Here is a 23,827-nt window from a genome sequence, read left to right on the forward strand (position 1 = left end):
CGGGTCAAACGGTGCCGAAGCTGCCGGCCAGGGTGCCGATGATCAGCGCCCAGCCGTCCACCAGGACGAACAGCATCAGCTTGAACGGCAGCGAGATGATCAACGGCGAGAGCATCATCATGCCCATCGCCATGAGCACGCTGGACACCACCAGGTCGATGATCAGGAACGGGATGAAGATCATGAAGCCGATCTGGAACGCGGTCTTCAGCTCCGAGGTGACGAAGGCCGGGACCAGGATGGTCAGCGGCGTGGCGTCGGCGCTGGCGATGTCCTTGCGCTTGGACAGGCGGACGAACAGGTCGAGGTCCGATTGCCGGGTCTGCGCCAGCATGAAGGCCTTCAGCGGCACCTCGGCGCGGCTCAGCGCCTCCGGCGCCTGGATCTGCTGGTTCAGGTAGGGCTGCAGCGCGGTGGTGTTGATCTTGTCGAACACCGGCGCCATCACGAACAGGGTGAGGAACAGCGCGAGGCCGATCATCACCTGGTTCGACGGCGTGCTCTGCAGGCCCAGCGCCTGGCGCAGGATGGAGAAGACGATGATGATCCGCGTGAAGCTGGTCATCAGCATGACGAACGCCGGGATGAAGCTCAGCGCGGTCATGATCAGCAGGATCTGCAGGCTGACCGAATACTCCTGCTGGCCCTGGGCGTTGGTGCTCAGGGTGATCGCCGGGACCGACAGCGGGTCCGGCGCGGCGGCGAAAGCCTGCGGCGCGAACAGCGCCAGCAGGCCGAAGAGCAGCGGCAGGCAGCGGCGCAGCACCGCTGCTACGACACGGGGACTCATTGCGGGCGGCCCTTGTCCTTGTTCAGCAGTTCCAGCAGGCGCTGGGCGAACTCCGGCGTGGCCGGCTCGGCGGGCTCGACGCTGCGCACCGGCTCCTTGAGCACGTGCAGCGGGGTGATGCGCCCGGGGGTCAGGCCGAGGAGGATCTGTTCCTCGCCGACCTGCACCAGCAACAGGCGGTCGCGCGGGCTCAGCGCCTGGCTGGCCACCAGCTTGATCGCCTGGTTGCTGCGCGGGCCGAAGTGCTGCATGCGCCGCACCAGCCAGGCGAGCAGGAAGATCAGGCCGACCACCAGCACCAGGCCGACCAGCAGCTGCAGCAGCTGCGCGCCGGCGCTGCCGGTGATCAGGCTCGGCGAGGTGCTCGCATGGACGATGGCCGGCGCCGGGGCGACGGCCGCATCGTCCTCGGCGGCCGACGCCAGGCCAGCGAGGCCGAGCAGCGGCAGGGTGAGGAGAAACGCGTACAGGCGGCCCATGGTCAGCGCAGCTTCTTGATGCGTTCGCTGGGGCTGATCACGTCGGTCAGGCGGATGCCGAACTTCTCGTTGACCACCACCACTTCGCCGTGGGCGATCAGGGTGCCGTTGACCAGCACGTCCAGCGGCTCGCCGGCCAGGCGGTCGAGTTCGATCACCGAGCCCTGGTTCAGCTGCAGCAGGTTGCGGATGGTGATGTCGGTGTGCCCGACCTCCATGGAAATGGTCACCGGGATGTCCAGGATCACGTCCAGGTTCGGCCCTTCCAGGCCGGCGATGGCCGGCGGGCGCGGGGCCATGCCGAACTCTTCCATGGGCGCGCGCGGCGCCGTCGGAACGGCCGGGGTGCCCTGGGCCATCAGCGCGTCGATGTCGTCCTGGTTGGCGTCACCGGCTTCGGACAGGGCCGCGGCCCACTCGTCCGCCAGTGCCTGTTCCTCGGCGCTTACTTTGTCTTCATCTGTCATTGTCGGGTCCTCGGAGGGGATTCGCTCAGCGCGGGCGCTCGAGCGGATCGAGAATCTGGAAGGCCAGGTTGCCCTTGTGCGAACCCAGCTTGACCTTGAACGAAGGCACGCCGTTGGCGCGCATGATCATGTGTTCGGGCAGTTCCACCGGGATCACGTCGCCCGGCTGCATGTGCAGGATGTCGCGCAGGCGCAGCTGGCGGCGCACCACGGTCGCGTCGATCGGCACGTTGACGTCGAGGATGTCCTCGCGCAGGGCGTTGATCCAGCGCTCGTCCTGGTCGTCGACGTCGGACTGGAAGCCGGCGTCGAGCATCTCGCGGATCGGCTCGATCATCGAATACGGCAGGGTCACATGGAGGTCGCCGCCGCCGCCGTCGAGCTCGATGTGGAAGGTCGATACCACCACCACTTCGCTGGGGCTGACGATGTTGGCCATCGCCGGGTTCACTTCCGAGTTGACGTACTCGAAGGTGATCGGCAGCACTGCGCTCCAGGCCTCGGCGAGGTCGACGAAGGCCTGCTCGATGACCATGCGCACTACGCGCAGCTCGGTGGGGGTGAACTCGCGGCCCTCGATCTTGGCGTGACGGCCATCGCCGCCGAAGAAGTTGTCCACCAGCTTGAACACCAGCTTGGCGTCGAGGATGAACAGGCCGGTGCCGCGCAGCGGCTTCATCTTCACCAGGTTGAGGCTGGTCGGCACGTACAGCGAGTGCACGTACTCGCCGAACTTCATCACCTGCACGCCGCCGACGGCGACATCCGCCGAACGGCGCAGCAGGTTGAACATGCTGATGCGGGTATAGCGGGCGAAGCGCTCGTTGATCATCTCCAGGGTCGGCATGCGTCCGCGGACGATGCGGTCCTGGCTGGTGAGGTCATAGGACTTGACCGCCGTCGGGTCCGACTCGGCTTCGGTTTCCACCAGGCCGTCGTCGACACCGTGCAACAGCGCGTCGATTTCGTCCTGGGAAAGCAGATCTTGCACGGCCATCGCGGCTACCTACTGGAGTACGAAATTGGTGAAAAGCACCTGCTCGACGGTCAGTTGACCGGTGGCCTTCTTCGCCACTTCCTGAATGCTGGCGGTGGCCTGCTGGCGCAACATCTCCTTGCCCACCGGAGTGGTCAGGGAATCGAAATTCTGACTGGAAAACAGCATCACCAGCTGGTTACGGACCAGCGGCATCTGTTCCTGCAGGGCATCGAGCTGGGCCTGGTCGCGGCCCATCAGCGCCACCGACACCTGCAGGTAGCGCTGCCGCCCGTTCTGGTTGAAGTTCACCACGAAGGAAGGCGCCAGCACTTCATAGAGCGCCGGTTTCTTGCCACTGCTGGCTTCGGCAGGCGGAGGCTCGGCCGGCTTGGCGCCACGGCTGAGGAAGAACCAGGTGCCGCCCACGGAGGCGCCAACCGCCAGCAGGAAGGCCACGGCGATGATGATGATGAGCTTGAGCCGGCCCTTGCCGGCGCCGCCTTCGGCGGGAGGGGTCTGCTGATCGTTCTTAGCCATGCCAGAAATCCGTCACTTGCGCGTTCCGTTGCCTGTTCCCAAGGACAGGAGCAAGGGCTGTGCCAGGTCGCGATGCCTGGCTGCCGCGGCGGATATTACAGGGTGGCGGTGGCGGGAGCGAGGGGCCGCGCGAGGCTTTCGCGTTGAGCTCCCGTAGGAGCGGATCTCATCCGCGAAGGCTCCACACCGAACCCCGGTAGGCGCGGGCTTTGCCCGCGATTCGCGAACAAGGTTCGCTCCTACAGGGTGCCGCGAACTCCGCCGGGATCAGGCGTAGTAGTCGACCATGCCCAACCCGCCGAGCTGCGGTCGGGCGCGGATCTCGCTGACGCCGCTGAGCATCGGCTCGTCGTCGCCTTCGGTGCTCGCCGTCGACGAACCGCCGCGACCGTTGCCGCCGCCCTGCTGCTGACCCTGCCAGCCGCGCGCCAGCGACTGGTCGGAGACGTTGACGTTCACCTGGGTCATGCCCTGCTGGTTGAACAGGTCGCGCAGGCGGTGCTGCTGGCTGTCCAGCGCCTCGCGCACGCCGGCGTTGGCGCTGGCGAAGGTGACCTGGGTCTGGTCGCTGGTCATGTGGATGCGCACTTCCAGGCGACCGAGGTCGGCCGGCTCCATCTGGATATCCGCCGACTTCAGGTTCTGGCTGGACATCCACATCACCCGGTCGACCACCTGGTCGGTCCAGCCGTTCTGCTGCATGGCCACCGGCTGGCCGGGCACCTGCGGGTTGACCGGTCGGGCGGTCAGCGCCTGCGGCGTGCCGTTGAGCGCCTGGGTCAGGGCTTCGAGCTTGCCGGCGAAGGCGTCCTTGTTCGTCTCGGTCTTGGTTTCGCGGGCGTTCTCCGGCAGTTGCGCGGTCAGCGCCTGCAGGTCACCGTCCGCCACCTTGTTGTCTTCGGTCTTGGCCGCCTGGCCGGTCAGCCCGGCGAGCAGCGACTGCATGTCGAACTTGCCCTTGCCGTCTTCAGCCTTGTCCGTGCCTGCGCCCTTGACGTCGGTATCGACCTTGGCCTGGCCTTGCAACTGCGCCTGCAGGTTCTGGGCGACGCTGGCCGAATCGGTCGCAGCGGTGGCGTCGGCACCCGGCAGCAGGTTGACGCCCTGCGCCTGGTTGAGTTTCTGCAGGTCGCCGTCGCTGTTCGCCGCATTCAGCTGTGCCTGACCGGCCAGCGGAGTCGCGTCGGGCGTCGCCGGAGCTGGCAGCTGAGCTCCCAGGCCTAGCGCCAGCAACGGGTCGAGGCTGGCTTCGTCGGGCTTGTCGTCGCCGCTCGCGGTCTTGTCCTGGGCGTCGGCCGGCAAGGCCTTGCCGTCATCGGCAACCTTCGGCTGATCGCTGCCGCTGTCGGCCGCCTTGGCGCTGTCGTCCGAAGAGGAATCGTCCGCCGCCTTGGCCTTGTCGCGGCTGGGCCTGGCATGCGCAGCCGGGCGCTCCGGCGGCGCCGCGCGGTTCTCCTGGGCGTAGACGTCGGCGAAGCTGGAACCCTTGTCGTTGGTGGTCGCCGTCGAGTCCTGCGCGGCCCTGGACGCGGTGGTCCGGGCGCTGGGCGCGGAAGGTGGCGAGAGCAAAATATCCGGGGCGACAGCCATCGGAAATCTCCGTTCGTGCTGAATGAGTGAAACGGAGATTGCAAGGGACGGGCCAGGTCTCTGGCCGATCCGCGAGGTATCGCTCAGGAGGCCGTAGGGCCAAGCGCTTCGAGCAAGCGGCGGACGCTGGCGAACTCGCTCTCCACCTCGGCGACCAGCGGTACAGCGGCGCTCAGGTTGCCGTGCCGGGCGAGGTCTTCCAGCTGTTTGCACAGGGAGGTGAGGCGCAGCGCCCCCATGTTGCCGCAGCTGCCCTTGAAGCTGTGCGCGGTGTGCCGCAGGGCGTGGGCATCGGCGTGCTGCAGCGCCTCGCGCAGGCCGCGCAGGCGCTCTTCGGAGTCGCCGATGAAAGTCTCCAACAGCAGCGGAAACTCTTCAGCCATCACATCCTGCAATGCGCTGAGCACGGCATCGTCGAGATGCGCTTCGGACATTCGCTCACTCCCTGGCCGGCGGCGCCAGGGCTGGCGCGCGGGAACGCCGGATTATGCCTGAGCGGGCCAGAAAAACTCCACGCAGACCGATTTGCCATCCGCCGACCACTGGCAGCGGTCGGCGAGCTGGCGCACCAGGGTCAGGCCGCGGCCGCTGAAACCGCCGGGTTGGCATTGCGTCTGGGCCTGCAGCACGGCGTTGACGTCGAAGCCCTCGCCACTGTCCTCGACCCGCACCAGCAGGCGCCCGCCCTGGTCCAGCGGCGCCAGGTCCAGGTGAAAGCGCACGTAGCCGCGCTCCAGCGCGGCCAGGCGCCGGCGCCGTTCCTCGTAATAGCCGGCAAAGCCGCGGGCGTCGCACTTGAGGCGCGAGTCAAGGCCCATCACGCCGTGCTCCAGGGCATTGGAGTAGAGCTCGGCGAGCACGGTGTAGAGCGCGCCGCCGCGCGGGCGCAGGTCCTGCACTTCCATCAGCAGCTGCAGCAGGAACGGCAGCGGATTGAAGTGGCGCAGGGTCGGCGCGCGGAATTCGAAGCTGGCGGACCAGTCCTGCGAGCCGTTCAGCCCGCTGTCGGAGAAGGCCAGCGGCGGGCGCTGCAGGCTGGCCCCCGGGACCAGGGCCACCTCGAGCATGCTCAGGTCGTCCTGCGCCTCGCCACGGAAGCGCGACAGGGCCGCCTGCACGCCATCGAACAGCCGCGTGACGTCAGGCTGGGAGGCGAAGACCTCGAGCAGGCGCTGTTCGCCGAACATCTCGCCCTGGGGATTGCGCGCTTCCAGCACGCCGTCGGAGAACAGCAGCACACGGTCGCCGTCCTCCATCGGGAAGACCTCGCAACTCTCGTCGAACGCGGCCACGTCGAGGATACCCAGCGGCAGGGGGCGCGATACCAGCGGCACAAGGCCATTGCCCCGGCGCACCAGGTAGCCGTCGGGCAAGCCGCCGTTCCACACCTCCACCAGGCCGCGCTGGAAGCTCAGGTTGAGCATGGTCGCGCAGCAGAACACCCCGACCGGGAGGATGCGCTTCAGCTTGGCGTTCATCTCGCGAAGGATGTCGGTGATCGGGTAGCCCTTGGCCGTCATGCCATAGAAGACTTCGGCCAGCGGCATGGCGCCGATCGCCGCCGGCAGCCCGTGGCCGGTGAAGTCGCCAAGCAACACGTGCATGCCGCCGGAAGGCTTGAAGGCGGCCAGCAGCAGGTCGCCGTTGAACAGCGCGAAGGGCGATTGCAGGTAGCGGATGTTCGGCGCATTGAGGCAGCCCGAGTGCGCCACCTTGTCGAACACCGCCTTGGCCACGCGCTGCTCGTTGAGCAGGTGCTCGTTGTGCCGGGCGATCAGGTCGCGCTGTTCGAGCACCTCGCGCTGCAGGTGGTGCAGGCGCCCCATGGCGCGGATCTTCGCCTCGAGGATGAAGCGGTTGTAGGGCTTGGAGAGGAAGTCGTCGCCGCCGGCTTCCAGGCTTTGCACCAGCGCTTCAGTCTCGCTCAGCGAAGTGAGGAAGATGATCGGCACCAGCGCCTCGCCGGCCAGCTGGCGAATCCGCTTGGCCGCCTCGAAGCCGTCCATCACCGGCATCAGGGCGTCCATCAGCACCAGCTGCGGCCGCTCCTGGTCGAACAGCGCCAGCGCCTCCAGGCCGTTGGCGGCGGTGAGAACGCGGTGGCCCTGGCGGCTGACGATGGTCGACAGCAGCAGGCGATCGGCGGCGTTGTCGTCGGCGATGAGGATCGTCAGGAAGTTCGACATGGCTGGCACGCCGCGTCGCTCAGCTGATCTGGAACAACTGCTCGAAGTTGGAGATGGAAAGGATCTTGCGCACATCCGGGCTGCACTGGGTCAGGCGGATTTGCGCATGCTCGCCGCCGGCGTGGTCGCGCAGCAGCAGGAGCATGCCCAGGGCGGAGCTGTCCAGGTAGGTTGCGCCCTTGAGATCGATCACATAGCGCTTGGGGGTGATCTCGATGCGCTCGTAGGCATCGCGGAATTCCTGGTGCGCGCCGAAATCGAATCGGCCCTGTACCACGATGGTCAGCTCCTGCCCGTCGGCCGATGGAACGGAAGTGATGGCCATGGTGATCTCCCTGCTGAAATGGCTACGCGTCGTGAGTGGGAACATTTAGCAGCTTGTCCGGGCCCCGGCAACTTACCGGGTGGCCCGCTGCCATTGTGCGCCGGGCCGGTTACAAGCTGGCGTCAGGGTTTAGTCTGCCCTTTCGTGATCCCGCGCCCGCATACCTCCGTCATCCTCGCGAACGCGGGGATCCAATTGATTGGTTTAGCGCGCCGCTTTGGCGCGTTCGGATGTTTCTTGTTTCGCCCCCTCGGGCGACCTACTTTGGCAAACGACCCAAAGTAGGCAAAGGTCTTGCCCCGACATACGGGTCCGGCGGAGCCGGACTTCCCTCGCACATCCCCACGCACCCGGAGGCCCGCCCCGACAGTACGTCCCTGTACTGGTCGGGGCTTTTGCGACATCCATGTCGCGCAACCTCCTCTGCGTGGGCTTTGCTCGGCCTTCTGTAAGGGGCGTTCGGCGCGTGTGGATGTCTCGCTGGAAATCCCAAGAGCGAAGCGCGCTTGCGCTTTTCGTAGGAGCGGATTTATCCGCGAATCGCGGGCATGGCCCGCTCCTACAGGCGACATTGTCGTGGGGATTTTCGCGGATGAATCTCCTACCGCGCGCCTCGCTCGCGGTATTCGCCTGGCGTCACGCCGAACCAGCGGCGAAAGGCGCGGAAGAAGTTGCTGGGTTCGGAGAAGCCGAGCAGGTAGGCGATTTCCAGCAGGGTCATGTGCGGTGTCGCCAGGTATTGCTGGGCGAGTTCGCGGCGGGTGTCGTCGAGCAGTTGCTGGTAGCTGCTGCCCTCCTCCTGAAGGCGCCGCTGCAGGGTGCGTTCGGACAGGTGCAGCGCCTCGGCCACCGCCTCGCGCTTGGGCTCGCCTTGCGGCAGCAGGCGGCACAGCACCTGGCGGGTCTGGTGGCTGAAGCGGCTGCTTTCGAAGCGCGCCAGGTACTCACCGGCGAAACGGTCGTGCAGGCGCGCCAGCTCCGCGTTGGCGGTGGGCAGCGGGGCATCCATGTCGGCGTGGGAGAAGAGCATCGCGCAGTGCGTCTGGCCGAATTTCAGCGGCGCCTCGAACAGCGCCGCATAGGGCGTGACATCCCGCGGCGGCTCGCCGGCCAGCTGCACTTCCAGCGGCCGGATCTGCCGGCCGGTGATCCAGCGCACCAGGCCGATCAGGCTGGCCAGCGAGCATTCGGCACTCTGCCTCGCCGGCTGCAGGCGGTCGCCGTGGACCTGCACGCTGAACAGGCAGCCCTCGGGCTGGCGGCGGAAGCTCAGGTCGGCGCCCTCGGCGATGATCCGCTGGTAGCGTTCCAGGCGCTCGAAGCCCTCGGCGAGGTTGCGGCTGGACATCAGCGCATAGCCCACCACCGGAAACGCCGGGGTATGCACACGGGCGATGTTGAGGGCGATGGCCGGGTTGCCGCTACGCTGCACGGCGAGCTGCCACAGACGCGTCATGTCGTCCTGCGGGAAGCGCGCATCGGGGTCGTCCAGCGCCGCGTAGTCCAGCCCCAGCTCGGCGAACAGGGCGCGCCCGTCCAGGCCTTCCAGCTCGATGGCGAGGACCATGCCGCGCACCCAGCTGGACAGTGTCGTACGCTCAGGCATCTCGATTCTTCTTGTACTCGGCCGCGCCAGGGCGGCCAGGGGAATGGCGGGGTTGGATACTAAACTGGCTGCATGGGTCATCCGCAAGTAGCGGCGCCGTCCCTACACTGGGCCGACCACGACAACAGGAGGTGCGCCATGGCCACCGACACCGCCGAGCGTTTCCGCAGTTTCGCCGAGTTCTACCCCTACTACCTGCAGGAGCACAGCAACGCGACCTGCCGCCGCCTGCACTACGTCGGCAGCCTGCTGGTGCTGACGATCCTCGCCTACGCCGTGATCGGCGGCCACTGGGCCTGGCTGTTCGCCCTGCCCTTCGCCGGCTACGGCTTCGCCTGGGTGGGCCATTTCGTCTTCGAGAAGAACCGCCCCGCCACCTTCCAGTACCCGCTGTGGTCGTTCATGGGCGATTGGGTGATGCTCAAGGATGCCTTTACCGGGCGGATTCGGTTCTGAGGTTGGATGTTGGGTCCCCGCGAGCGCGGGGGCCCAATTAAATCCGGCGGATCAACAGCTCCCGCACCCGCGCCTCTTCTTCTCTCGGCAACTCCACCCAGAGCACCGGCTTGCCGGCGATGAGCGCACCCAGCGCTACACCATCCTTGTAGATCACCCGGTTACCCAGCACCGTCGGCACCTTGCTGCCGGGCAACAGCGTACCAGCCAGGTTCAGCGGATCGACCGCCGAAAGCACCACGTACTCGCCATCCTTCTCGCGCCGGCGCACTTCGCGCAGCAGGCCGACCGCTTCCGGCAGGGCGAACTGCTCGCCGGTCAGCCCGGCGACGAAGCGCCCGCCGCGAATCTCGCCGCGCGCCTCCAGGCGATGGTAGACGCGCAGCAGGTCGCGCCACGGCGGCAGCCAGTCGGCCTCGCGCGCCAGCAGGCGCCAACAGACCACGCCGTAGCGACGCAGTAGCGTCATCGCTACGTGCTCCAGCACTTCGGAGGCCAGGCGCTGCGGCTGGCCTGCAGCCAGCTCCACCGAGGGTTTTCGAAGCAAGGCCCAGCGCCCGGCATCGGCCATGCCGAACAGCGGCGTGCGCGCCCTGCGCTCCTGGCGGCTGCGCTTGGCAGCAGGAAGCAGCAATGCGCGCAAGCCGGCGAAGCTGTCGGCATTCACTCGACCGACCGCCACCAGCTCACCCAAGGCCATCTCCAGTTCACTGCGCAGCAGGTGCGCCTCGCTGGAAAGCTCGTCGAAGAACAGCGCACCGTGCGTCTGCAGCGCCTGCAGCACCTTCTGCGCCTTCGAGGACAGCTCCGCCTCCGGCGCATCGGCGCAGAGCGCGCTCCACAGCGGCAGCTCGCGGCGCGGCAGCAGGACGATGGGCGTGCTACGCAACGGTCCGCCGCCACTGCGACCGCGCAGCGTGGCGCGGCTCGGCAGGCGCGCCCAGACCAAGCGGCCCGCGCGGCACAGGTCGTCCAGCCAATTGATCCCGTAATCGGCCACCCGCGCCGGCAGCAGCTCGCTTTCCCAGGCTCCGGCGGCGGCCTGGAAGCCCTCCAGCTGGCTGAGCACACCGGCCAGCGCCTCGGCGCCGCGCACTTGCGAGCTCTTCGAAACGCGCTGCCAGTCGAACAGGAAGCGCATGAAGTCGGCCCGCTCCACCGGCTCGATCTCGCGGCGCAGGCGGCGCACCGTGTAGCGGTGGATGCGCGCCAGCAGGTGGCGCTCGCACCACTCCTCCTCGCCGGCATCCGGGCTGAAGCGGCCGCGCAGTACGTAGCCCTCGCGCTCCAGTCCCGCCAAGGCAAAGGCAATATCGGCGGCAGGCAAGGCGAGGTCTTCCACCATCTGGCGTTGCGTGCGCGGACCGAAGCCGGTCAATCGCGCACGCAGCAGTTCGAGCAACGCGTCTTCCGCTGACCAGCCTTCCTGCAGCGCCATCGGCAATTGCAGTTCGGGCGTCAGCCGCGCCTGTGGATAGACAGCCAGCACCTGGCAGAGGCGTTCGGCGGCTACCCACAGATCAGCCTCGCCACTGCGCAGGCGCGTCGCCCGGCCGGACTTGGCCAGGCGCCCAAGCAGCAGTTCCCAGCCTTGGTTCTCGCACGCCTCATCGGCACGAATGCAACCCAGGCCGCTCAGCGCCTCGTGCATCTCGTCGGGGTCGCGCGCTTCCGGCCAGGCCTCGGCACGCACCGCCGTTATGGCTTCCGGATCGAGCGCGCCGAGATCGTCGGAGGATTCTGGATCGCTCCAGCGCCGGCTGAGCACCGCCTGGGTGCGGCGCTCTTCCAACGGCGCATCGTCGAGGAAGGCATAGGGGCTGGCACTGAGCACTTCTGCCGCCAGCGGCGAAGGCGCCGGCAGGTCGCGGGCATACAGCGCCACCTCGCCGTGCTCCATGCGCCGCAGCAGGGCCAGCCAGGCCTCCGTGTCCATCGCCTCGTGGAGGCAATCGTCGAGGGTCTGCGCCACCAGCGGATGGTCGGGAATCTGCCGCTCGCCGACGATGTTCTCCAGGCACGCCACCTGGTCGGGGAAAACTGACGCGAGCAAGTCCTCGCTGCGCATGCGCTGCAGTTGCGGCGCCACCTTGCGCCCGCCGCGGTAGCGCGGCAGGGCCAGCGAGGTGGTGGCGTTCCAACGCCAGCGCACGCCGAACAGCGGTGCATCGAGCAGCGCCTGGACCAGCACCTGCTCGGCGGTATTGGCATTCAGGTAGCGCCACACCTCATCCAACGGAAAGCTGTGGCTGGTGGATAGCGAGAGGATGATCGCGTCCTCGGTGGCCGCCGCCTGCAGCTCGAAGTTGAATGTGCGGCAGAAGCGCTTGCGCAGGGCCAGCCCCCACGCGCGGTTGACCCGGCTGCCATAGGGCGAATGGATCACCAGCTGCATGCCGCCGGACTCGTCGAAGAAACGTTCCAGCACCAGCGCCGACTGGCTCGGCAGCACGCCGAGGGCGGCGCGGGCGCGGGCCAGGTATTCCACCAGTTGGCGCGCGGCGGCTTCGTTCAGCCCAAGCTCGTTTTCCAGCCAGGCCATCGCCGGCTGCAACGGCTCGGCGCCGCCCAGCGCTTCCGCCAGCAACCCATCCAGCCGCTCGCGCAGGCGCGACACGCTGGCCGACAGCTCGTCGCTGCGCCCCGGCGCCTCGCCGAGCCAGAACGGGATGTTCGGCGGCTGGCCCTGGGCGTCCTCGACGCGCACCTTGCCCGGCTCGATGCGCAGGATGCGGTAGGACTGGTTGCCGAGCTGGAAGACATCGCCGGCCAGGCTTTCCACGGCGAAGTCCTCGTTCACCGTACCGACGGTCAGGCCTTGCGGCTCCAGCAGCACCTGGTAATCGCCGGTGTCGGGAATGGTGCCGCCGGAGGTCACCGCGGTCAGACGCGCGCCACGCCTTCCGCGCAGCAGCCCATGCACGCCATCGCGATGCAGGTAGGCGCCGCGCTGGCCGTTGCGGCTGGTGTAGCCGTCGACCAGCATCCGCAGCAATGCGTCGAAACGTTCGCGCGACAAATCGGCGTAGGGCTGGGCGCGGGTCAGCAGCTGGAAGAGTTCGTCCTCGCGCCATTCGCGGCAGGCCACTTCCGCGACTATCTGCTGGGCCAGCACGTCGAGCGGTGCGTGCGGAATCGACAATGCATCCAGCTCGCCGCGCCGCACGCTGTCGAGCAGCGCCACGCACTCGATCAGCTCATCCCTTGAAGTTGGGAACAACCGCCCCTTGGGCGTGCCGCCGACGCTGTGCCCGGAGCGCCCGACGCGCTGCAGGAAGGAGGCGATGGAGCGCGGCGAGGCGATCTGGCAGACCAGCTCGACGTCGCCGATGTCGATGCCCAGCTCCAGCGAAGCGGTGGCTACAAGCACCTTGAGGCGACCAGCCTTGAGCCGCTGCTCGGCGCCCAGGCGCTGTTCCTTGGACAGGCTGCCGTGGTGCGCGGCCACTTTTTCGATCCCCAGGCGCTCGCCCAGGTGACGGGTGATGCGTTCGGCCAGCCTCCGGGTATTCACGAACACCAAGGTGGTGCGGTGCTCCTCGGCCAGCGCGGCGAGGCGGTCGTAGACGCTGTCCCAGACCTCGTGGGACATCACCGCCTCCAGTGGCGCCGGCGGCACCTCGATGGCGAGATCGCGCGCGCGGCTGTAGCCGATATCGACGATGCGGCAATCGGCCATGCCGCAGAGGAATTCCGCCACCGCCTCGATGGGCTTCTGCGTGGCCGACAGCCCGATGCGCACCAACGGTTCGGCGCACAGCGCCTGCAGGCGCTCAAGCGACAACGCCAGGTGGCTGCCGCGCTTGCTGCCGGCCAGGGCGTGGATCTCGTCGACTATGACGCTGCGCGCGCCGCCCAGCATCTGCCGCCCGGATTCCGAGCCGAGCAGCACGTAGAGCGACTCCGGCGTGGTCACCAGGATGTGCGGCGGGCGCCGGCGCATGGCCTCGCGTTCGCCCTGGCTGGTGTCGCCGGTGCGCACCGCCGTACGGATATCCACAGCCGGCAGGCCCATGCGTTCAAGCTCCTCGCGGATGCCGGCCAGCGGTTCCTCGAGGTTGATGCGGATGTCGTTGGACAGCGCCTTGAGCGGCGAGACGTAGACCACGCTGGTTCTGTCCGGCAGCTCGCCGCCATTGGCCAGGCCTTCGCGCACCAGCTGGTCGATGGCCGAGAGGAAGGCGGTGAGCGTCTTGCCCGAACCGGTGGGCGCTGCCACCAGGGTCGAGCGCCCGGCGCGGATCGACGGCCAGGCCTGGACCTGGGCGGCGGTCGGCGCGGCGAAATGGCGGATGAACCAGGCCGCGACCGCGGGGTGGAAACCCTGCAGCACCTCGGCGGGTGTGGAAGCGGCGGCGAGTCGAGTCATGCAGGCAAATATGGTGGCGGTGCACAAAGTGCTCAAGGACCGCCGATCACTCCTCGCCGCTGAACAATGCAAGCGCTACCCTGCGCGAATCTTCCTGCGGACCCGCCCGAATGAGCCTGAAAGACCGCGATTGGTACTGGCAGAACGTCAACAACCCCGGCAAGAACGGCGAACCGCCGCCGGGCCGCGAGCGCAACTGGCGCCGCGCGCTCAAGCACGTGCTGCAACTGGCGCTGCTGATCGCCCTGGGCGTGGGCGCCTGGCAGCTCTGGCACGACCCGGCCGGTCGCCAATGGACCGATGCGCGCTGGCATGCCCTGCTCGGCCGCCTCGGCATGGAGCAGCAGGCGGCGGGCAGCCCGGCCCGCCCCGACAAGTACGGCGACAGCCCGCGGACCATGGCCGAGTGCATCAAGCCCGGCAACCTGATCGACGACGAAGTTCGCGCCTGCGTGAAGGGCTACCGGGTGAAGACCTGGTAACCCTCCCCCGCCCTAGAACTTGGCCAGGTTGAGCACGTCGATGATCGCCGTGCCGCCCAGGCCGGTCAGCGACAGCAGCAAGGCGCGCACCAACGGCTCCTCCGTGTAGCGCGAGAAGGCGCCGGTCTTCAGGTTGACGATGCGTTCGCGAATCAGCGGGAGCTTGGCGTAGAGCGGTTCGCTGCCGTTCTGCTTCAGCAACTGCGCGTCTATGTGCTGCAAGGCCAGGGCCCGGGCCTTTTCCGCCGCGCGACGCAAGGACAGCGCAGAGCAGAACAGGATCAGGCCGGTGATGCCGAAGGAAATCACCAGCCCCGGCGGGGTCGGCCAGTTGTCGAACAGGCTGCTGCGCGAAACGATGAGGATCAGCAGCACCAGCGTCGGCGCGTAGATCAACCGGCTCACCGCCGCGGTGCGCTGGGCGATCAGGGTGACGTCGACCCAGTCGTCGATGCAGGCATGCTGGTCGATGCCGAACATGGCGCGGTGTTCGTCGCGCAGTTTCTTCGGCCAGATCCCGTGGTGGCCGATCAGCTGGCGAATGAAGCGGATCAGCAGGAAGTTGGCGTCGACCACCCAGAACACCAGCAGCTGGAACGCGAGTGTCGGCAGCATCCAGATGGCCTTGCCCCATAGCAGATCGCCGCGCACCGGGCTGGCGTCCATGGGCCAGAGGATGTAGAGCACGCCGCTGAGCAGGGCGAAGGTCCAGGTCGCCAGGATCGCGCGCAGCAACCGCGCACCGAAGGCGCCGCCCAGGCAATGCTCCTGCCAGAACGCCGCGATATCGAGCTTCGGACGGCCGTCGCTGCCCGCGTAGGGCACATCGCAACCCGCGTCGGCCATCTTCTCGACGCTGTTTCGCGACAAGGGGAACAGGATCAGCGCGAGGTAATTGCCCAGTTCACGCGCCCAGGAGTTCTCGCCTGCCGACTTGGCAGCACTGCCAGTGGCCGCCTGGTCCTTTTCCGCCGGCGCAAGACCGCGCCAGCGGGGGAAACGGCCCATCAACGTGGCCGGTTTGACCTGCAGGCTGAACTCCCTTTCGATCTGCTGCCGGTTCAGGCGCAGGCAACGCCAGCCCCAGGCCAGCGCCGAGATCGAGATGAGCAGCGCCAGCAGGCGCAGGGCGATGGTCGGCCAGGCGCTGATGCCCTCGAAGAGGAACATCGGTTCGCCCAATCCATACTCGGTGAGCGCGCGCCGCGACTGGTAGCCCCAGAGCAGCGCGAGGACGAAGACCACGGCCGGCAGTACCAGGTAGTAGGCCGAGGAATCGAACAGGCTGGGCGGCAGGGCCGTCTCCTGCTTCGTCTCCGCGCCCTCTTCCTGTTGCCGGCAGCGCTGCAGCTCGCGGTTGCGCCTAATCAACTGGGCCGCCAGCACGCCGAGGACGATCAGCACGAAGGTCCCCCAGATCAGTTGCACGCGCCATAGCAGCGCCGACACCCAGGCGAACAGGCCAGCGACCACGTAGAAGGCCAGCGGCAACCGGCGCACCCACAACGGCAGCTCGCCCTGCTGGGTTGCCGGGGCCTGGCGGTCATCCACCCACCACCAGCCGAGGAACAGCAGCAAGGCCGAGACCAGCACGATCAACCAATCGCCCTGCCACATGGCGAGCACGCCATCGAGCTTGCCGCGCAGCGCCTCGGTGATCTGCGGATAGGGCGGTGGCGGCGGGTCCTGCAGGCAGCTCAGGGTCATGATGTCCTGGGTCATGGCCGGGCGCCCGGCCGCCCAGGAGCGCTGGGTCCTGGGCGTCACGCAGAATTTGCCGCGATCGCCGCGCTGCTCGCTGGCCAGCGGAATGAAACCGCTGATGCCGATCTCGTAGATGCCCGGCGCCAGCAGGCTGTCGCCATCGGGGTCGAACTTCGCCTGCTTGAAGGCGAAATCGCGGGGCGACTGTGCCGCCAGCACGGCGACGAACACGGCGCTCTGCAGGCTGTCGCGGAAAGGCGGCACGTCCTGTTGCAAGGCGCGAGTCAGGGACAGGCCGAAGGGCGAGGCCAGCACCAGGTTGCGAGTGGTCTCCGCCTGCCCGCGCTGCAGCATGCGCGCATCGAGGTCGGTGGAGAAATACAGCTTGTTCGGCAGGCGAGCCTTGAGCGCCTGCAGCACCAGCAGCTTGTCGTAGGCGTCGGTGCCCAGCACGCCGATGGCGGCGATGCCGCTGTCACCGCCCTGCCGGTAGCTGTCGTCCAGCTCGGCGATGCGGTCGGCGAGGCGGCGCAGGTAGTCCAGCTGCGAATCGCCGTCGGAGCGCTCCAGCGGGCTGCGGTCGCTCAGCGGGTCCTTGGCGTCTTTCGGGGCGGCGGACGGGTCGCTCTTCGCCGCCTGATCCGGCAGGCGCCCGTCGACGCCCCGCAGGTAGCTGAAGCGCAGCACCCAGTCGTCGACCATGTCGCGATTCCCCGGCTCCAGGCGCGCCCGCTCGGCGACCTTGGCCTTGAACGATTCGGCCAGGGCGCGCGAGTAGAAGCTGTCCCATTCGGAAATCAGCGCGATGCGCCCATAGCGCGGCCAGACATCGGTGGCGGCGCAGTCATTGCCGACCCGCTGCGCCATGCCGCGCATGCATTGCATGCCCTTGACCGGGTCGACCCGGCGCAGCATCAGCTCGTCCAACAGCATGGAGGCCAGCCAGCCGTCGTCGGCGACGGTGCGCAGGAGTTTCATCGGCTTGAGAGGCGCGGCAGGCTTCTCCCCCGGCACATAACAGTTCGAGCCCGGCGCGGCGGTCCGGTCGCCGGGCATGCCACAGGTCAGCATCTTCTTCTCGGCCGTCGCCATCGGCGAATAGATCTCGACGGTGGACGTGGCATTGCCCGCCTGTTCGTCGCGATACATCTCGCGCAGCAGGGTCGAGCGGGACGGGCCCAGGACTTTCAGGACGAAGGTGTCGTCGGTTTCGCTACGACCGACCATCGGCGCCAGCTGCTTGCGCAGTTCGCTCAAGCGCATCAGCGGGTGGTCCATCAGGTAATCGTCCTTGACCCAGAACAGCAGCGTCCTGGCCTCCGGTTGTGCCTGGTGCTCGGCGTCGCGCGGCGGATCGAGCGGGTTGGCCACCAGCTCTTCGTAAGGCAACTCGGGCTGGTCCTTAGCGGGCGTGCTCAACACCGGGGTCTTGAAGCAGCGCATGTGCTGCTCGTCGTCCGGCACCATGTGACTGTTCTTGAAACCGGCGAGGATGGCGTAACGCGTGCGCCTGCGCAGTTCCACCTCGTCGGCGTAAGGGCCGCCTTCAATCACCGCCAGCATCACGTCGGCCTTGTGCACTGCGCCAGGCTTGTCACCGGCGATCGAGAGAACGTCGAGGCAGGGGTCTTCCTTCGCGGTCTCGGGCGTTTCCTTGAGCTTGCGCCGGTAGCGCTCCAGGGCATCGAAGGGGTCTTGCCAGAGGCGCGCCTCGATGGGCTGTTCGGCGCGGAACTGGCCGCCCAGCGGGCGCGGTTCGAGGAAGGGTGCGCGGGTCAGTGCGAATGTCGAGACGACCAGGCTGAGAATGACCGCTCCGCCGGGTATCCAGAGCGCGAGACTGCTCCCTGAGTCCTTGCTGTCCATGGTCCCTCCCGAGGCGTCGGGTCGACCGTTGACGCTGCCTAGGGGCGCCGGAGGGGAGCGTCGCTGGGTCCGCCGGGCCCGGTCCTTCGCCTCGCCTACGGCGACCGGAGCGCCGCGCGGGGCCGGAGGTTATTTCCTCTCCCTTGCCGGACAAGCGTGCGGGTGAACGACTCGCCGCTGGCCGGCCGACCTGAAGCGCCGGGCTGTGCGTAACCGCCTACGCGGGCCCTTGCGGACCGCAGCCCTGTCCGGTCGATGGAACCTCCAAGGTCAACATAGTCCAGCGCCAGAAAATTGTACAAATTTCAACCAACCCAGGCTTTCGCTACGGCTCGTCGATTCTCTGACGCGCCCTACGCCCGATGATCGACTGGGCGTGGACCGTATGACGCTCCGCGTCATGTCCCGTCCGACTCGCCGCCCTGCCCCAGGCCGTGCTGGCGCAGCTTGTTGGCGATGGTGGTGTGCGACACCCCCAGGCGCTTGCCGAGCAGGCGGCTGCTCGGGTGTTCGCGGTAGAGGCGCTCCAGCACCGCCCGCTCGAAGCGGCCGACGATGGCGTCGAGTCCGCCTTCCAGGGAGAAGTCGCCCAGCGGGTGCGGCGCGCCGTAATCCGGCAGGCGGATGTGCTCGGCCTTGATGGTGCCGCCTTCGCACAGCGAGACCGCCTGGAACAGCACGTTTTCCAGCTGCCGTACGTTGCCCGGCCAGTGGTAGCGACTGAGGCGGTCCATGGCCTGCGGCGCCAGCACCGGTAGCGGGCAGCCGATCTGCCGGCTGGCCGAGTCGAGGAAGTGCTCGACCAGCGGGTTCAGGCCGTCGAGGCATTCGCGCAGCGGCGGGATGTGCAGCGACAACACGTTGAGGCGGTGATAGAGGTCCTGGCGGAATTCGCCCTTGGCGCACAGTTCGGACAGATCGACCTGGGTGGCGCAGATCACCCGCACGTCGAGGTAGACCTCCTCGTCGCTACCGACCCGACGGAAGCAGCCGTCCTGCAGGAAGCGCAGCAGCTTCACCTGCAGGCGCGGGCTCATCTCGCCGACGCCGTCGAGGAACAGGGTGCCGCCGGCGGTGAGTTCGAGCAGGCCGAGCTTGCCTTCCGGGCGCGCGCCCTCGAATGCGCCGGGGCCGTAGCCGAACAGCTCGGTCTCGGCCATGGATTCGGGCAGGCCGGCGCAGTTCAGCGCCATGAATGGCGCCTGGCCGCGCGGGCTGGCCAGGTGGCAGGCGCGGGCCAGCAGTTCCTTGCCGGTGCCGGTCTCGCCCTCGATCAGCAGCGGCGCGTCCAGCGGCGCCATGCGCCGGGCTTCGCGAACTACCGCGGCCATCACCTTCGAGCTCTGGAAGATGCTGTCGAAACCGCGCAGCTCGACCTTGCGCACGTTATAGATGCGCTCGCCAACGCGGTCGGCGCGGTGCAGGGTGATGACCGCGCCGGCCAGCGCCTCGCTGTCGTCGTGTTCGGATTTCAGCGGGGCGATGTCGGCGAGGAACACGTCGCCCTTCACCTTCACCCGCAGGCCGTTGATCCGCGCCTTGTTGGCGCGCACCAGCTCGGGCAGGTCGAGCTCTTCGACGTAACGCGCCAGCGGAATCCCCGGCACCTCGTCGACGCGCACGCCGAGCAGCTGCGCGGCCGCGCGGTTGCCGGCGACGATCTGCCCGGCCATGTCGATGGACAGCACCGGGAAGTCCAGCGCCGCCAGCAGCGCGTTGAGCTCCAGGTGGCGGCGCTCGCTGGGCATCAGGCCGACGCGCTTGACCCCGAAGACGCCGGGGATCGCCTCGAGCTTGGGCTTGAGCGACTGGAACTGCAGGTTGATCAGGTTCGGGCAGAGCAGGTAGATGGCATTGCCCTGCTCGCCGCCGACCTCGCCGCGGTTGACGTTGATGCCGTAGTCGACCAGCAGGTTGAGGATGTCGCGCAGGATGCCGACGCGGTTCTGGCAGTGGACTTTGATACGCATGGAAAGGCCCGCTCTCTTGTACTTGCCGGGGTCCCGAGGCAGGCATTTTTCGCCTGTCGGCCGGAATTTTCCGTCAAGAATATGTGACAGATTCCGAGCGCATCAAGCCGAATTCTCGGCAACTCGCTCATGTCGTAACGTTTTCTTTACGAAAAGCCGCGATCTCAGCCACGTGAAGCGGGAAGCGAGGGGCTGCATCGGCACGCGAACACAGCTATCTGTGGAGCTATCACAACAACAAAGGCCTGACCCGGAGGCCCCATGAAGACAACGCAGTACGTGGCCCGCCAGCCTGACGAGAACGGTTTCATCCACTACCCGGAAACCGAGCACCAGGTGTGGAACACCCTGATCACCCGCCAGCTCAAGGTGATCGAAGGCCGCGCCTGCCAGGAATACCTGGACGGCATCGAGCAGCTCGCCCTGCCCCACGACCGCATCCCGCAACTGGGCGAGATCAACCAGGTGCTCCAGGCCACCACCGGCTGGCGCGTCGCCCGCGTCCCGGCACTGATCCCGTTCCAGACCTTCTTCGAATTGCTGGCCAGCCAGCAATTCCCCGTAGCCACCTTCATCCGCACCCCGGAAGAGCTGGACTACCTGCAGGAGCCGGACATCTTCCACGAGATCTTCGGCCACTGCCCGCTGCTGACCAACCCCTGGTTCGCCGAGTTCACCCACACCTACGGCAAGCTCGGCCTGGCTGCGAGCAAGGAAGAGCGCGTGTACCTGGCGCGGCTGTACTGGATGACCATCGAGTTCGGCCTGCTCGACACCCCGCAAGGCCGGCGCATCTACGGCGGCGGCATCCTCTCCTCGCCGAAGGAAACGGTCTACAGCCTGTCCGAGGTCCCCGAGCACCAGGCCTTCGACCCGATCGAGGCGATGCGCACGCCCTACCGCATCGACATCCTGCAACCGCTGTACTTCGTCCTGCCGGAGCTCAAGCGCCTGTTCGAGCTGGCCCACCAGGACATCATGGCGATGGTCCGCCAGGCCATGCAGCTGGGCCTGCATGCACCCAAGTTCCCGCCGAAGCAGGCTGCCTGACCCCCTCCCCGTATGGGTGAGTTTGCTCGCGAGGCCTTCTGGGTCCCTGCGTTCGCGGGGATGACGCAGAGGGGTCGTTCGCGAGCAACGCCCCGGCGTCCTTCTCGCTCCTACAATCAAATACCTTGCATAACGAAACCAACAAGGAGAACCCCATGAGCACCCTCAGCCAAGCCCAATGCGAAGCCTGCCGCGCCGACGCCCCGCACGTCTCCGACGATGAACTGGCCGCGCTGATCAAGCAGATTCCGGACTGGAACATCGAGGTCCGCGACGGCCACATGGAGCTGGAGCGCGTGTTCCTGTTCAAGAACTTCCGCCATGCCCTGGCCTTCACCAACGCAGTCGGCGGCATCGCCGAGGAAGTCGGCCACCACCCTGACCTGCTGACCCAGTGGGGCAAGGTCACCGTGACCTGGTGGAGCCACGAGATGAACGGCCTGCACCGCAACGACTTCATCATGGCCGCGCGCACCGACGAGCTGGCCAAGGTCGCCGAAGGCCGCAAATGAACCACTTCGCCCCCATTCCGCGCGTGCCGGGCGACCCGATCCTCGGCCTGATCGACGCCTTCCGCGCCGATCCGAACCCGGCCAAGCTCGACCTCGGCGTGGGCGTCTACAAGGATGCCCAGGGCCTGACGCCGATCCCGCGCGCCGTGAAGCTGGCCGAACAGCACCTGGTGGAACACGAGACCACCAAGAGCTACGTCGGCGGCCACGGCGACGCGCTCTTCGCCGCCCGCCTGAGCGAGCTGGTGCTGGGCAGCGACTCGCGCCTGCTGGCCAGCCAGCGCGCCGACGCCACCCAGGCTCCCGGCGGCACCGGCGCCCTGCGCCTGGCCGGCGAGTTCATCGCGCGCTGCCTGCCGGGGCGCAGCATCTGGGTCAGCGACCCGACCTGGCCGATCCACGAGACGCTGTTCGCCGCCGCCGGCCTCAAGGTCAATCACTACCCCTACGTGGGTGCCGACAATCACCTCGACGTCGACGGCATGCTCGCCGCGCTGAACCACGTGCCTCATGGCGACGTGGTGCTGTTGCACGCCTGCTGCCACAACCCGAGCGGCTTCGACCTGGCCTACAACGACTGGCAGAAGGTCCTGGAAGTGGTGCGTCGCCGCGAGCTGCTGCCGCTGATCGACTTCGCCTACCAGGGCTTCGGCGACGGCCTGGAGGAGGACGCCCGCGCCGCGCGGCTGTTCGCCGAAAGCCTGCCGGAAGTGCTGATCACCAGCTCCTGCTCGAAGAACTTCGGCCTCTACCGCGACCGCGTCGGCGCGCTCATCGTCAGCGCCGCCAACGCCGAGCAACTGGGCAACGTACGCAGCCAGCTGGCGAGCATCGCGCGCAACCTCTGGTCCACCCCGCCGGCGCATGGGGCCGAAGTGGTGGCGACCATCCTTGGCGACCGCGACCTCAAGCAGGTCTGGCTGGACGAAGTGACCGCAATGCGCACCCGCATCGCCAGCTTGCGCCTGGGCCTGGTCGAGGCCCTGCGCCCGCACGGGCTGGCCGAGCGCTTCGCGCACATCGCCATCCAGCGCGGCATGTTCTCCTACACCGGCCTGACGCCGGAGCAGGTCCGCCGCCTGCGCGAGGAGCACAGCGTGTACATGGTTGGCAGCGGCCGCGCCAACATCGCCGGCATCGACGCCACGCGCCTGGGCGACCTGGCCCGCGCCATCGCGGCGGTTTGCGAGTAACGGTTCTTCCCTCGATTCGACCGGCCAATGGCCGGTTTTTTTTTGCCTTTGGGAAGCCCGGCAGGAGCGGATCTCATCCGCGAATGGCTATGCACGGCGCCTCCCTGTAGGAGCGGCCCATGGCCGCGATTCGCGCGCATGGCGCGCTCCTACAGGTTGGCATCGGCGCAGGGATTTTCGCGGATGAATCCGCTCCTACAGAGGAGCCAGCGGCGGCCCCGCCTGGCATTTCCAGCGGCCGGGCGTGGTGCCGGTCCAGCGCTGGAAGGCGCGCGAGAAGCTGGCCGCTTCGGCGTAGCCCAGGCACTGGGCGATGCCGTTCAGGTCGAGCCTGGATTCGCGCAATAGGCGCTCGGCCAGGCGTTGGCGGATGCCGTCGCTGAGCGCCTGGAAGCTGTGGCCTTCGGCGGCCAGGCGGCGTTGCAGGGTGCGTTCGGCGAGGCCCAGGCGGCGGGCGACTTCGCGGCTGCCGGGGAGGTTCGCCGACTCGCGGATCAGCAGTTGCTGCACCGCCCGCGCCGTGGGCGTGCCGGCCAGGGTGAGCTGCAGCTCCGCACAGGCTCGTTCGCAGAGCGCCTCGCCGCTGGCGCGGGCGTCGAGGTGGGCCTGCGGCAGGCTGGCCGCGAGGTCGGCATGGGCGAACAGCACGGCATTGCGCGCGGCGCCGAAGCGCACTGGGCCGGGCCAGTCACGGGCGTATGGCATCGGGTCTTCCGGCGCGGCGCTGCGCAATTCCAGCGCCAGTGGCTCGACCGGTCGCTGCAGCAGCTCGCTGGCCAGTTGCACGCAGCCGGCCACACCGCGCTCGACCACGAAGGCGCGGGCGTCGGGCGGCAGCACGCTGTCGTCGAAGATCATCCACACCCCTTGCCCGTCCTGCGCGTGGCTCACTGGGCAGAGGGTCAAGGCCAGGCTCTGGTAGCGGCCGAAGGTCTCGAAGGCCTCGAGCAGGTTGCGGCAGGCGAGCATGGTGAAGCCGAGCAGGCCCAGCGAAGTGAGGTGGTAGCGCCGTCCGGCGCTGAAGCCCAGGCCCGGGCGCCCCAGGTGCTGCAGCAGGTTGCGGATCACCGCCAGCTCTTGCCAGGCCTGGATTTGCGCGTTGCGTCCGGCCAGTTCGCGCGCATCTATGGCGCTACCCACCAGGCAGGCCTCCTCGCCCAGGCCTTCGGCGCGGGCGCAGTCGAGCAGGTAGCGAACTCCAGTGATCTCGCGAAGTTGGCGCCAATCCATGTGGGGCTCCCGGGCAGTGGCGGAAATCATCAATTT

19 protein-coding genes are annotated in these 23,827 nt (G+C 67.8%); 5 read left to right on the forward strand and 14 right to left on the reverse strand.

Annotation, left to right across the window (positions count from 1 at the left end):
• Positions 1-4: 4 nt before the first annotated feature.
• The 10 genes from fliP to PKB_RS19470 all read right to left on the reverse strand — a co-directional run bounded on the left by fliP (position 5) and on the right by PKB_RS19470 (position 8,959).
• A complete protein-coding gene (gene fliP, locus PKB_RS19425) occupies positions 5-790 on the reverse strand; it encodes a flagellar type III secretion system pore protein FliP (RefSeq protein WP_043253639.1) in 786 nt (261 codons plus the stop codon).
• Positions 787-1,269: a flagellar biosynthetic protein FliO gene (fliO, locus tag PKB_RS19430; RefSeq protein ID WP_043253641.1), complete on the reverse strand. Its 483-nt coding sequence runs from the start codon at positions 1,267-1,269 to the stop codon at positions 787-789. The genes fliP and fliO overlap by 4 nt, the downstream gene beginning before the upstream one ends.
• 2 nt (positions 1,270-1,271) lie before the next feature.
• Positions 1,272-1,736: a flagellar motor switch protein FliN gene (fliN, locus tag PKB_RS19435; RefSeq protein ID WP_043253643.1), complete on the reverse strand. Its 465-nt coding sequence runs from the start codon at positions 1,734-1,736 to the stop codon at positions 1,272-1,274.
• Positions 1,737-1,761: 25 nt separating this feature from the next.
• Entirely contained in the window at positions 1,762-2,733 is a 972-nt protein-coding gene (gene fliM, locus PKB_RS19440; protein WP_043253644.1) for a flagellar motor switch protein FliM, read from the reverse strand.
• Between the two features lie 9 nt (positions 2,734-2,742).
• Positions 2,743-3,252 (reverse strand): flagellar basal body-associated protein FliL, encoded by a 510-nt coding sequence (gene fliL / locus PKB_RS19445; RefSeq protein WP_043253646.1) that lies wholly within the window; start codon positions 3,250-3,252, stop codon positions 2,743-2,745.
• Positions 3,253-3,519: 267 nt separating this feature from the next.
• Complete coding sequence (locus PKB_RS19450) at positions 3,520-4,842, reverse strand: flagellar hook-length control protein FliK (RefSeq protein ID WP_043253648.1); 1,323 nt, start codon at positions 4,840-4,842, stop codon at positions 3,520-3,522.
• 83 nt (positions 4,843-4,925) lie between these two features.
• Positions 4,926-5,276 carry an Hpt domain-containing protein gene (locus PKB_RS19455; protein ID WP_043253649.1) on the reverse strand — a complete coding sequence of 117 codons (351 nt, stop codon included), beginning with the start codon at positions 5,274-5,276 and terminating at the stop codon, positions 4,926-4,928.
• 51 nt (positions 5,277-5,327) lie between these two features.
• A complete protein-coding gene (locus PKB_RS19460; RefSeq protein ID WP_043253651.1) occupies positions 5,328-7,028 on the reverse strand; it encodes an ATP-binding SpoIIE family protein phosphatase in 1,701 nt (566 codons plus the stop codon).
• A 19-nt stretch (positions 7,029-7,047) separates the two neighbouring features.
• Entirely contained in the window at positions 7,048-7,353 is a 306-nt protein-coding gene (locus tag PKB_RS19465; RefSeq protein WP_043253653.1) for an STAS domain-containing protein, read from the reverse strand.
• 601 nt (positions 7,354-7,954) lie between these two features.
• On the reverse strand, positions 7,955-8,959 hold the full coding sequence (locus tag PKB_RS19470) for an AraC family transcriptional regulator (protein WP_043253655.1): 1,005 nt from the start codon (positions 8,957-8,959) through the stop codon (positions 7,955-7,957).
• 138 nt (positions 8,960-9,097) lie between these two features.
• On the opposite strand from PKB_RS19470, the gene PKB_RS19475 reads away from it, so the two are divergent.
• Positions 9,098-9,415: an Mpo1-like protein gene (locus tag PKB_RS19475; RefSeq protein WP_043253657.1), complete on the forward strand. Its 318-nt coding sequence runs from the start codon at positions 9,098-9,100 to the stop codon at positions 9,413-9,415.
• A 37-nt stretch (positions 9,416-9,452) separates the two neighbouring features.
• On the opposite strand, the gene PKB_RS19480 is transcribed toward PKB_RS19475, so the two are convergent.
• Positions 9,453-13,784 (reverse strand): DEAD/DEAH box helicase, encoded by a 4,332-nt coding sequence (locus PKB_RS19480; protein ID WP_043253660.1) that lies wholly within the window; start codon positions 13,782-13,784, stop codon positions 9,453-9,455.
• A 110-nt stretch (positions 13,785-13,894) separates the two neighbouring features.
• Here PKB_RS19480 and PKB_RS19485 point away from each other — a divergent pair, with 110 nt between their 5' ends.
• On the forward strand, positions 13,895-14,266 hold the full coding sequence (locus PKB_RS19485) for a hypothetical protein (RefSeq protein ID WP_043253662.1): 372 nt from the start codon (positions 13,895-13,897) through the stop codon (positions 14,264-14,266).
• A 12-nt stretch (positions 14,267-14,278) separates the two neighbouring features.
• On the opposite strand, the gene PKB_RS19490 is transcribed toward PKB_RS19485, so the two are convergent.
• Together PKB_RS19490 and PKB_RS19495 are read right to left on the reverse strand one after the other, a co-directional pair.
• The gene (locus PKB_RS19490) at positions 14,279-17,836 is read right to left on the reverse strand and encodes a hypothetical protein (protein WP_043253663.1); all 3,558 of its coding nucleotides are present in this window, start codon (positions 17,834-17,836) and stop codon (positions 14,279-14,281) included.
• Between the two features lie 398 nt (positions 17,837-18,234).
• Positions 18,235-19,806 carry a sigma-54-dependent phenylalanine hydroxylase transcriptional regulator PhhR gene (locus PKB_RS19495; protein ID WP_043253665.1) on the reverse strand — a complete coding sequence of 524 codons (1,572 nt, stop codon included), beginning with the start codon at positions 19,804-19,806 and terminating at the stop codon, positions 18,235-18,237.
• 261 nt (positions 19,807-20,067) lie between these two features.
• Between PKB_RS19495 and phhA the strand changes: the two genes are divergently transcribed.
• The 3 genes from phhA (at position 20,068) to PKB_RS19510 (ending at position 22,561) form a co-directional block, all read left to right on the forward strand.
• Positions 20,068-20,856 (forward strand): phenylalanine 4-monooxygenase, encoded by a 789-nt coding sequence (gene phhA / locus PKB_RS19500; RefSeq protein ID WP_043253666.1) that lies wholly within the window; start codon positions 20,068-20,070, stop codon positions 20,854-20,856.
• Between the two features lie 155 nt (positions 20,857-21,011).
• The gene (locus PKB_RS19505; RefSeq protein WP_043253668.1) at positions 21,012-21,368 is read left to right on the forward strand and encodes a 4a-hydroxytetrahydrobiopterin dehydratase; all 357 of its coding nucleotides are present in this window, start codon (positions 21,012-21,014) and stop codon (positions 21,366-21,368) included.
• The gene (locus tag PKB_RS19510) at positions 21,365-22,561 is read left to right on the forward strand and encodes an amino acid aminotransferase (RefSeq protein ID WP_043253670.1); all 1,197 of its coding nucleotides are present in this window, start codon (positions 21,365-21,367) and stop codon (positions 22,559-22,561) included. Before PKB_RS19505 ends, PKB_RS19510 begins: the two co-directional genes overlap by 4 nt.
• 195 nt (positions 22,562-22,756) lie before the next feature.
• On the opposite strand, the gene PKB_RS19515 is transcribed toward PKB_RS19510, so the two are convergent.
• The gene (locus PKB_RS19515) at positions 22,757-23,791 is read right to left on the reverse strand and encodes an AraC family transcriptional regulator (protein ID WP_043253672.1); all 1,035 of its coding nucleotides are present in this window, start codon (positions 23,789-23,791) and stop codon (positions 22,757-22,759) included.
• Between the last annotated feature and the right edge of the window lie 36 nt (positions 23,792-23,827).

The organism is Pseudomonas knackmussii B13 (assembly GCF_000689415.1).
GTDB classification, from domain to species: Bacteria; Pseudomonadota; Gammaproteobacteria; order Pseudomonadales; family Pseudomonadaceae; genus Pseudomonas; species Pseudomonas knackmussii.

Bases quoted from the DNA above. Each gene is read 5' to 3' on its own strand.
- fliP (WP_043253639.1), bottom strand. From the start codon at position 790: ATGAGTCCCCGTGTCGTAGCAGCGGTGCTGCGCCGCTGCCTGCCGCTG.
- fliO (WP_043253641.1), bottom strand. From the start codon at position 1,269: ATGGGCCGCCTGTACGCGTTTCTCCTCACCCTGCCGCTGCTCGGCCTC.
- fliN (WP_043253643.1), bottom strand. From the start codon at position 1,736: ATGACAGATGAAGACAAAGTAAGCGCCGAGGAACAGGCACTGGCGGAC.
- fliM (WP_043253644.1), bottom strand. From the start codon at position 2,733: ATGGCCGTGCAAGATCTGCTTTCCCAGGACGAAATCGACGCGCTGTTG.
- fliL (WP_043253646.1), bottom strand. From the start codon at position 3,252: ATGGCTAAGAACGATCAGCAGACCCCTCCCGCCGAAGGCGGCGCCGGC.
- PKB_RS19450 (WP_043253648.1), bottom strand. From the start codon at position 4,842: ATGGCTGTCGCCCCGGATATTTTGCTCTCGCCACCTTCCGCGCCCAGC.
- PKB_RS19455 (WP_043253649.1), bottom strand. From the start codon at position 5,276: ATGTCCGAAGCGCATCTCGACGATGCCGTGCTCAGCGCATTGCAGGAT.
- PKB_RS19460 (WP_043253651.1), bottom strand. From the start codon at position 7,028: ATGTCGAACTTCCTGACGATCCTCATCGCCGACGACAACGCCGCCGAT.
- PKB_RS19465 (WP_043253653.1), bottom strand. From the start codon at position 7,353: ATGGCCATCACTTCCGTTCCATCGGCCGACGGGCAGGAGCTGACCATC.
- PKB_RS19470 (WP_043253655.1), bottom strand. From the start codon at position 8,959: ATGCCTGAGCGTACGACACTGTCCAGCTGGGTGCGCGGCATGGTCCTC.
- PKB_RS19475 (WP_043253657.1), top strand. From the start codon at position 9,098: ATGGCCACCGACACCGCCGAGCGTTTCCGCAGTTTCGCCGAGTTCTAC.
- PKB_RS19480 (WP_043253660.1), bottom strand. From the start codon at position 13,784: ATGACTCGACTCGCCGCCGCTTCCACACCCGCCGAGGTGCTGCAGGGT.
- PKB_RS19485 (WP_043253662.1), top strand. From the start codon at position 13,895: ATGAGCCTGAAAGACCGCGATTGGTACTGGCAGAACGTCAACAACCCC.
- PKB_RS19490 (WP_043253663.1), bottom strand. From the start codon at position 17,836: ATGGACAGCAAGGACTCAGGGAGCAGTCTCGCGCTCTGGATACCCGGC.
- PKB_RS19495 (WP_043253665.1), bottom strand. From the start codon at position 19,806: ATGCGTATCAAAGTCCACTGCCAGAACCGCGTCGGCATCCTGCGCGAC.
- phhA (WP_043253666.1), top strand. From the start codon at position 20,068: ATGAAGACAACGCAGTACGTGGCCCGCCAGCCTGACGAGAACGGTTTC.
- PKB_RS19505 (WP_043253668.1), top strand. From the start codon at position 21,012: ATGAGCACCCTCAGCCAAGCCCAATGCGAAGCCTGCCGCGCCGACGCC.
- PKB_RS19510 (WP_043253670.1), top strand. From the start codon at position 21,365: ATGAACCACTTCGCCCCCATTCCGCGCGTGCCGGGCGACCCGATCCTC.
- PKB_RS19515 (WP_043253672.1), bottom strand. From the start codon at position 23,791: ATGGATTGGCGCCAACTTCGCGAGATCACTGGAGTTCGCTACCTGCTC.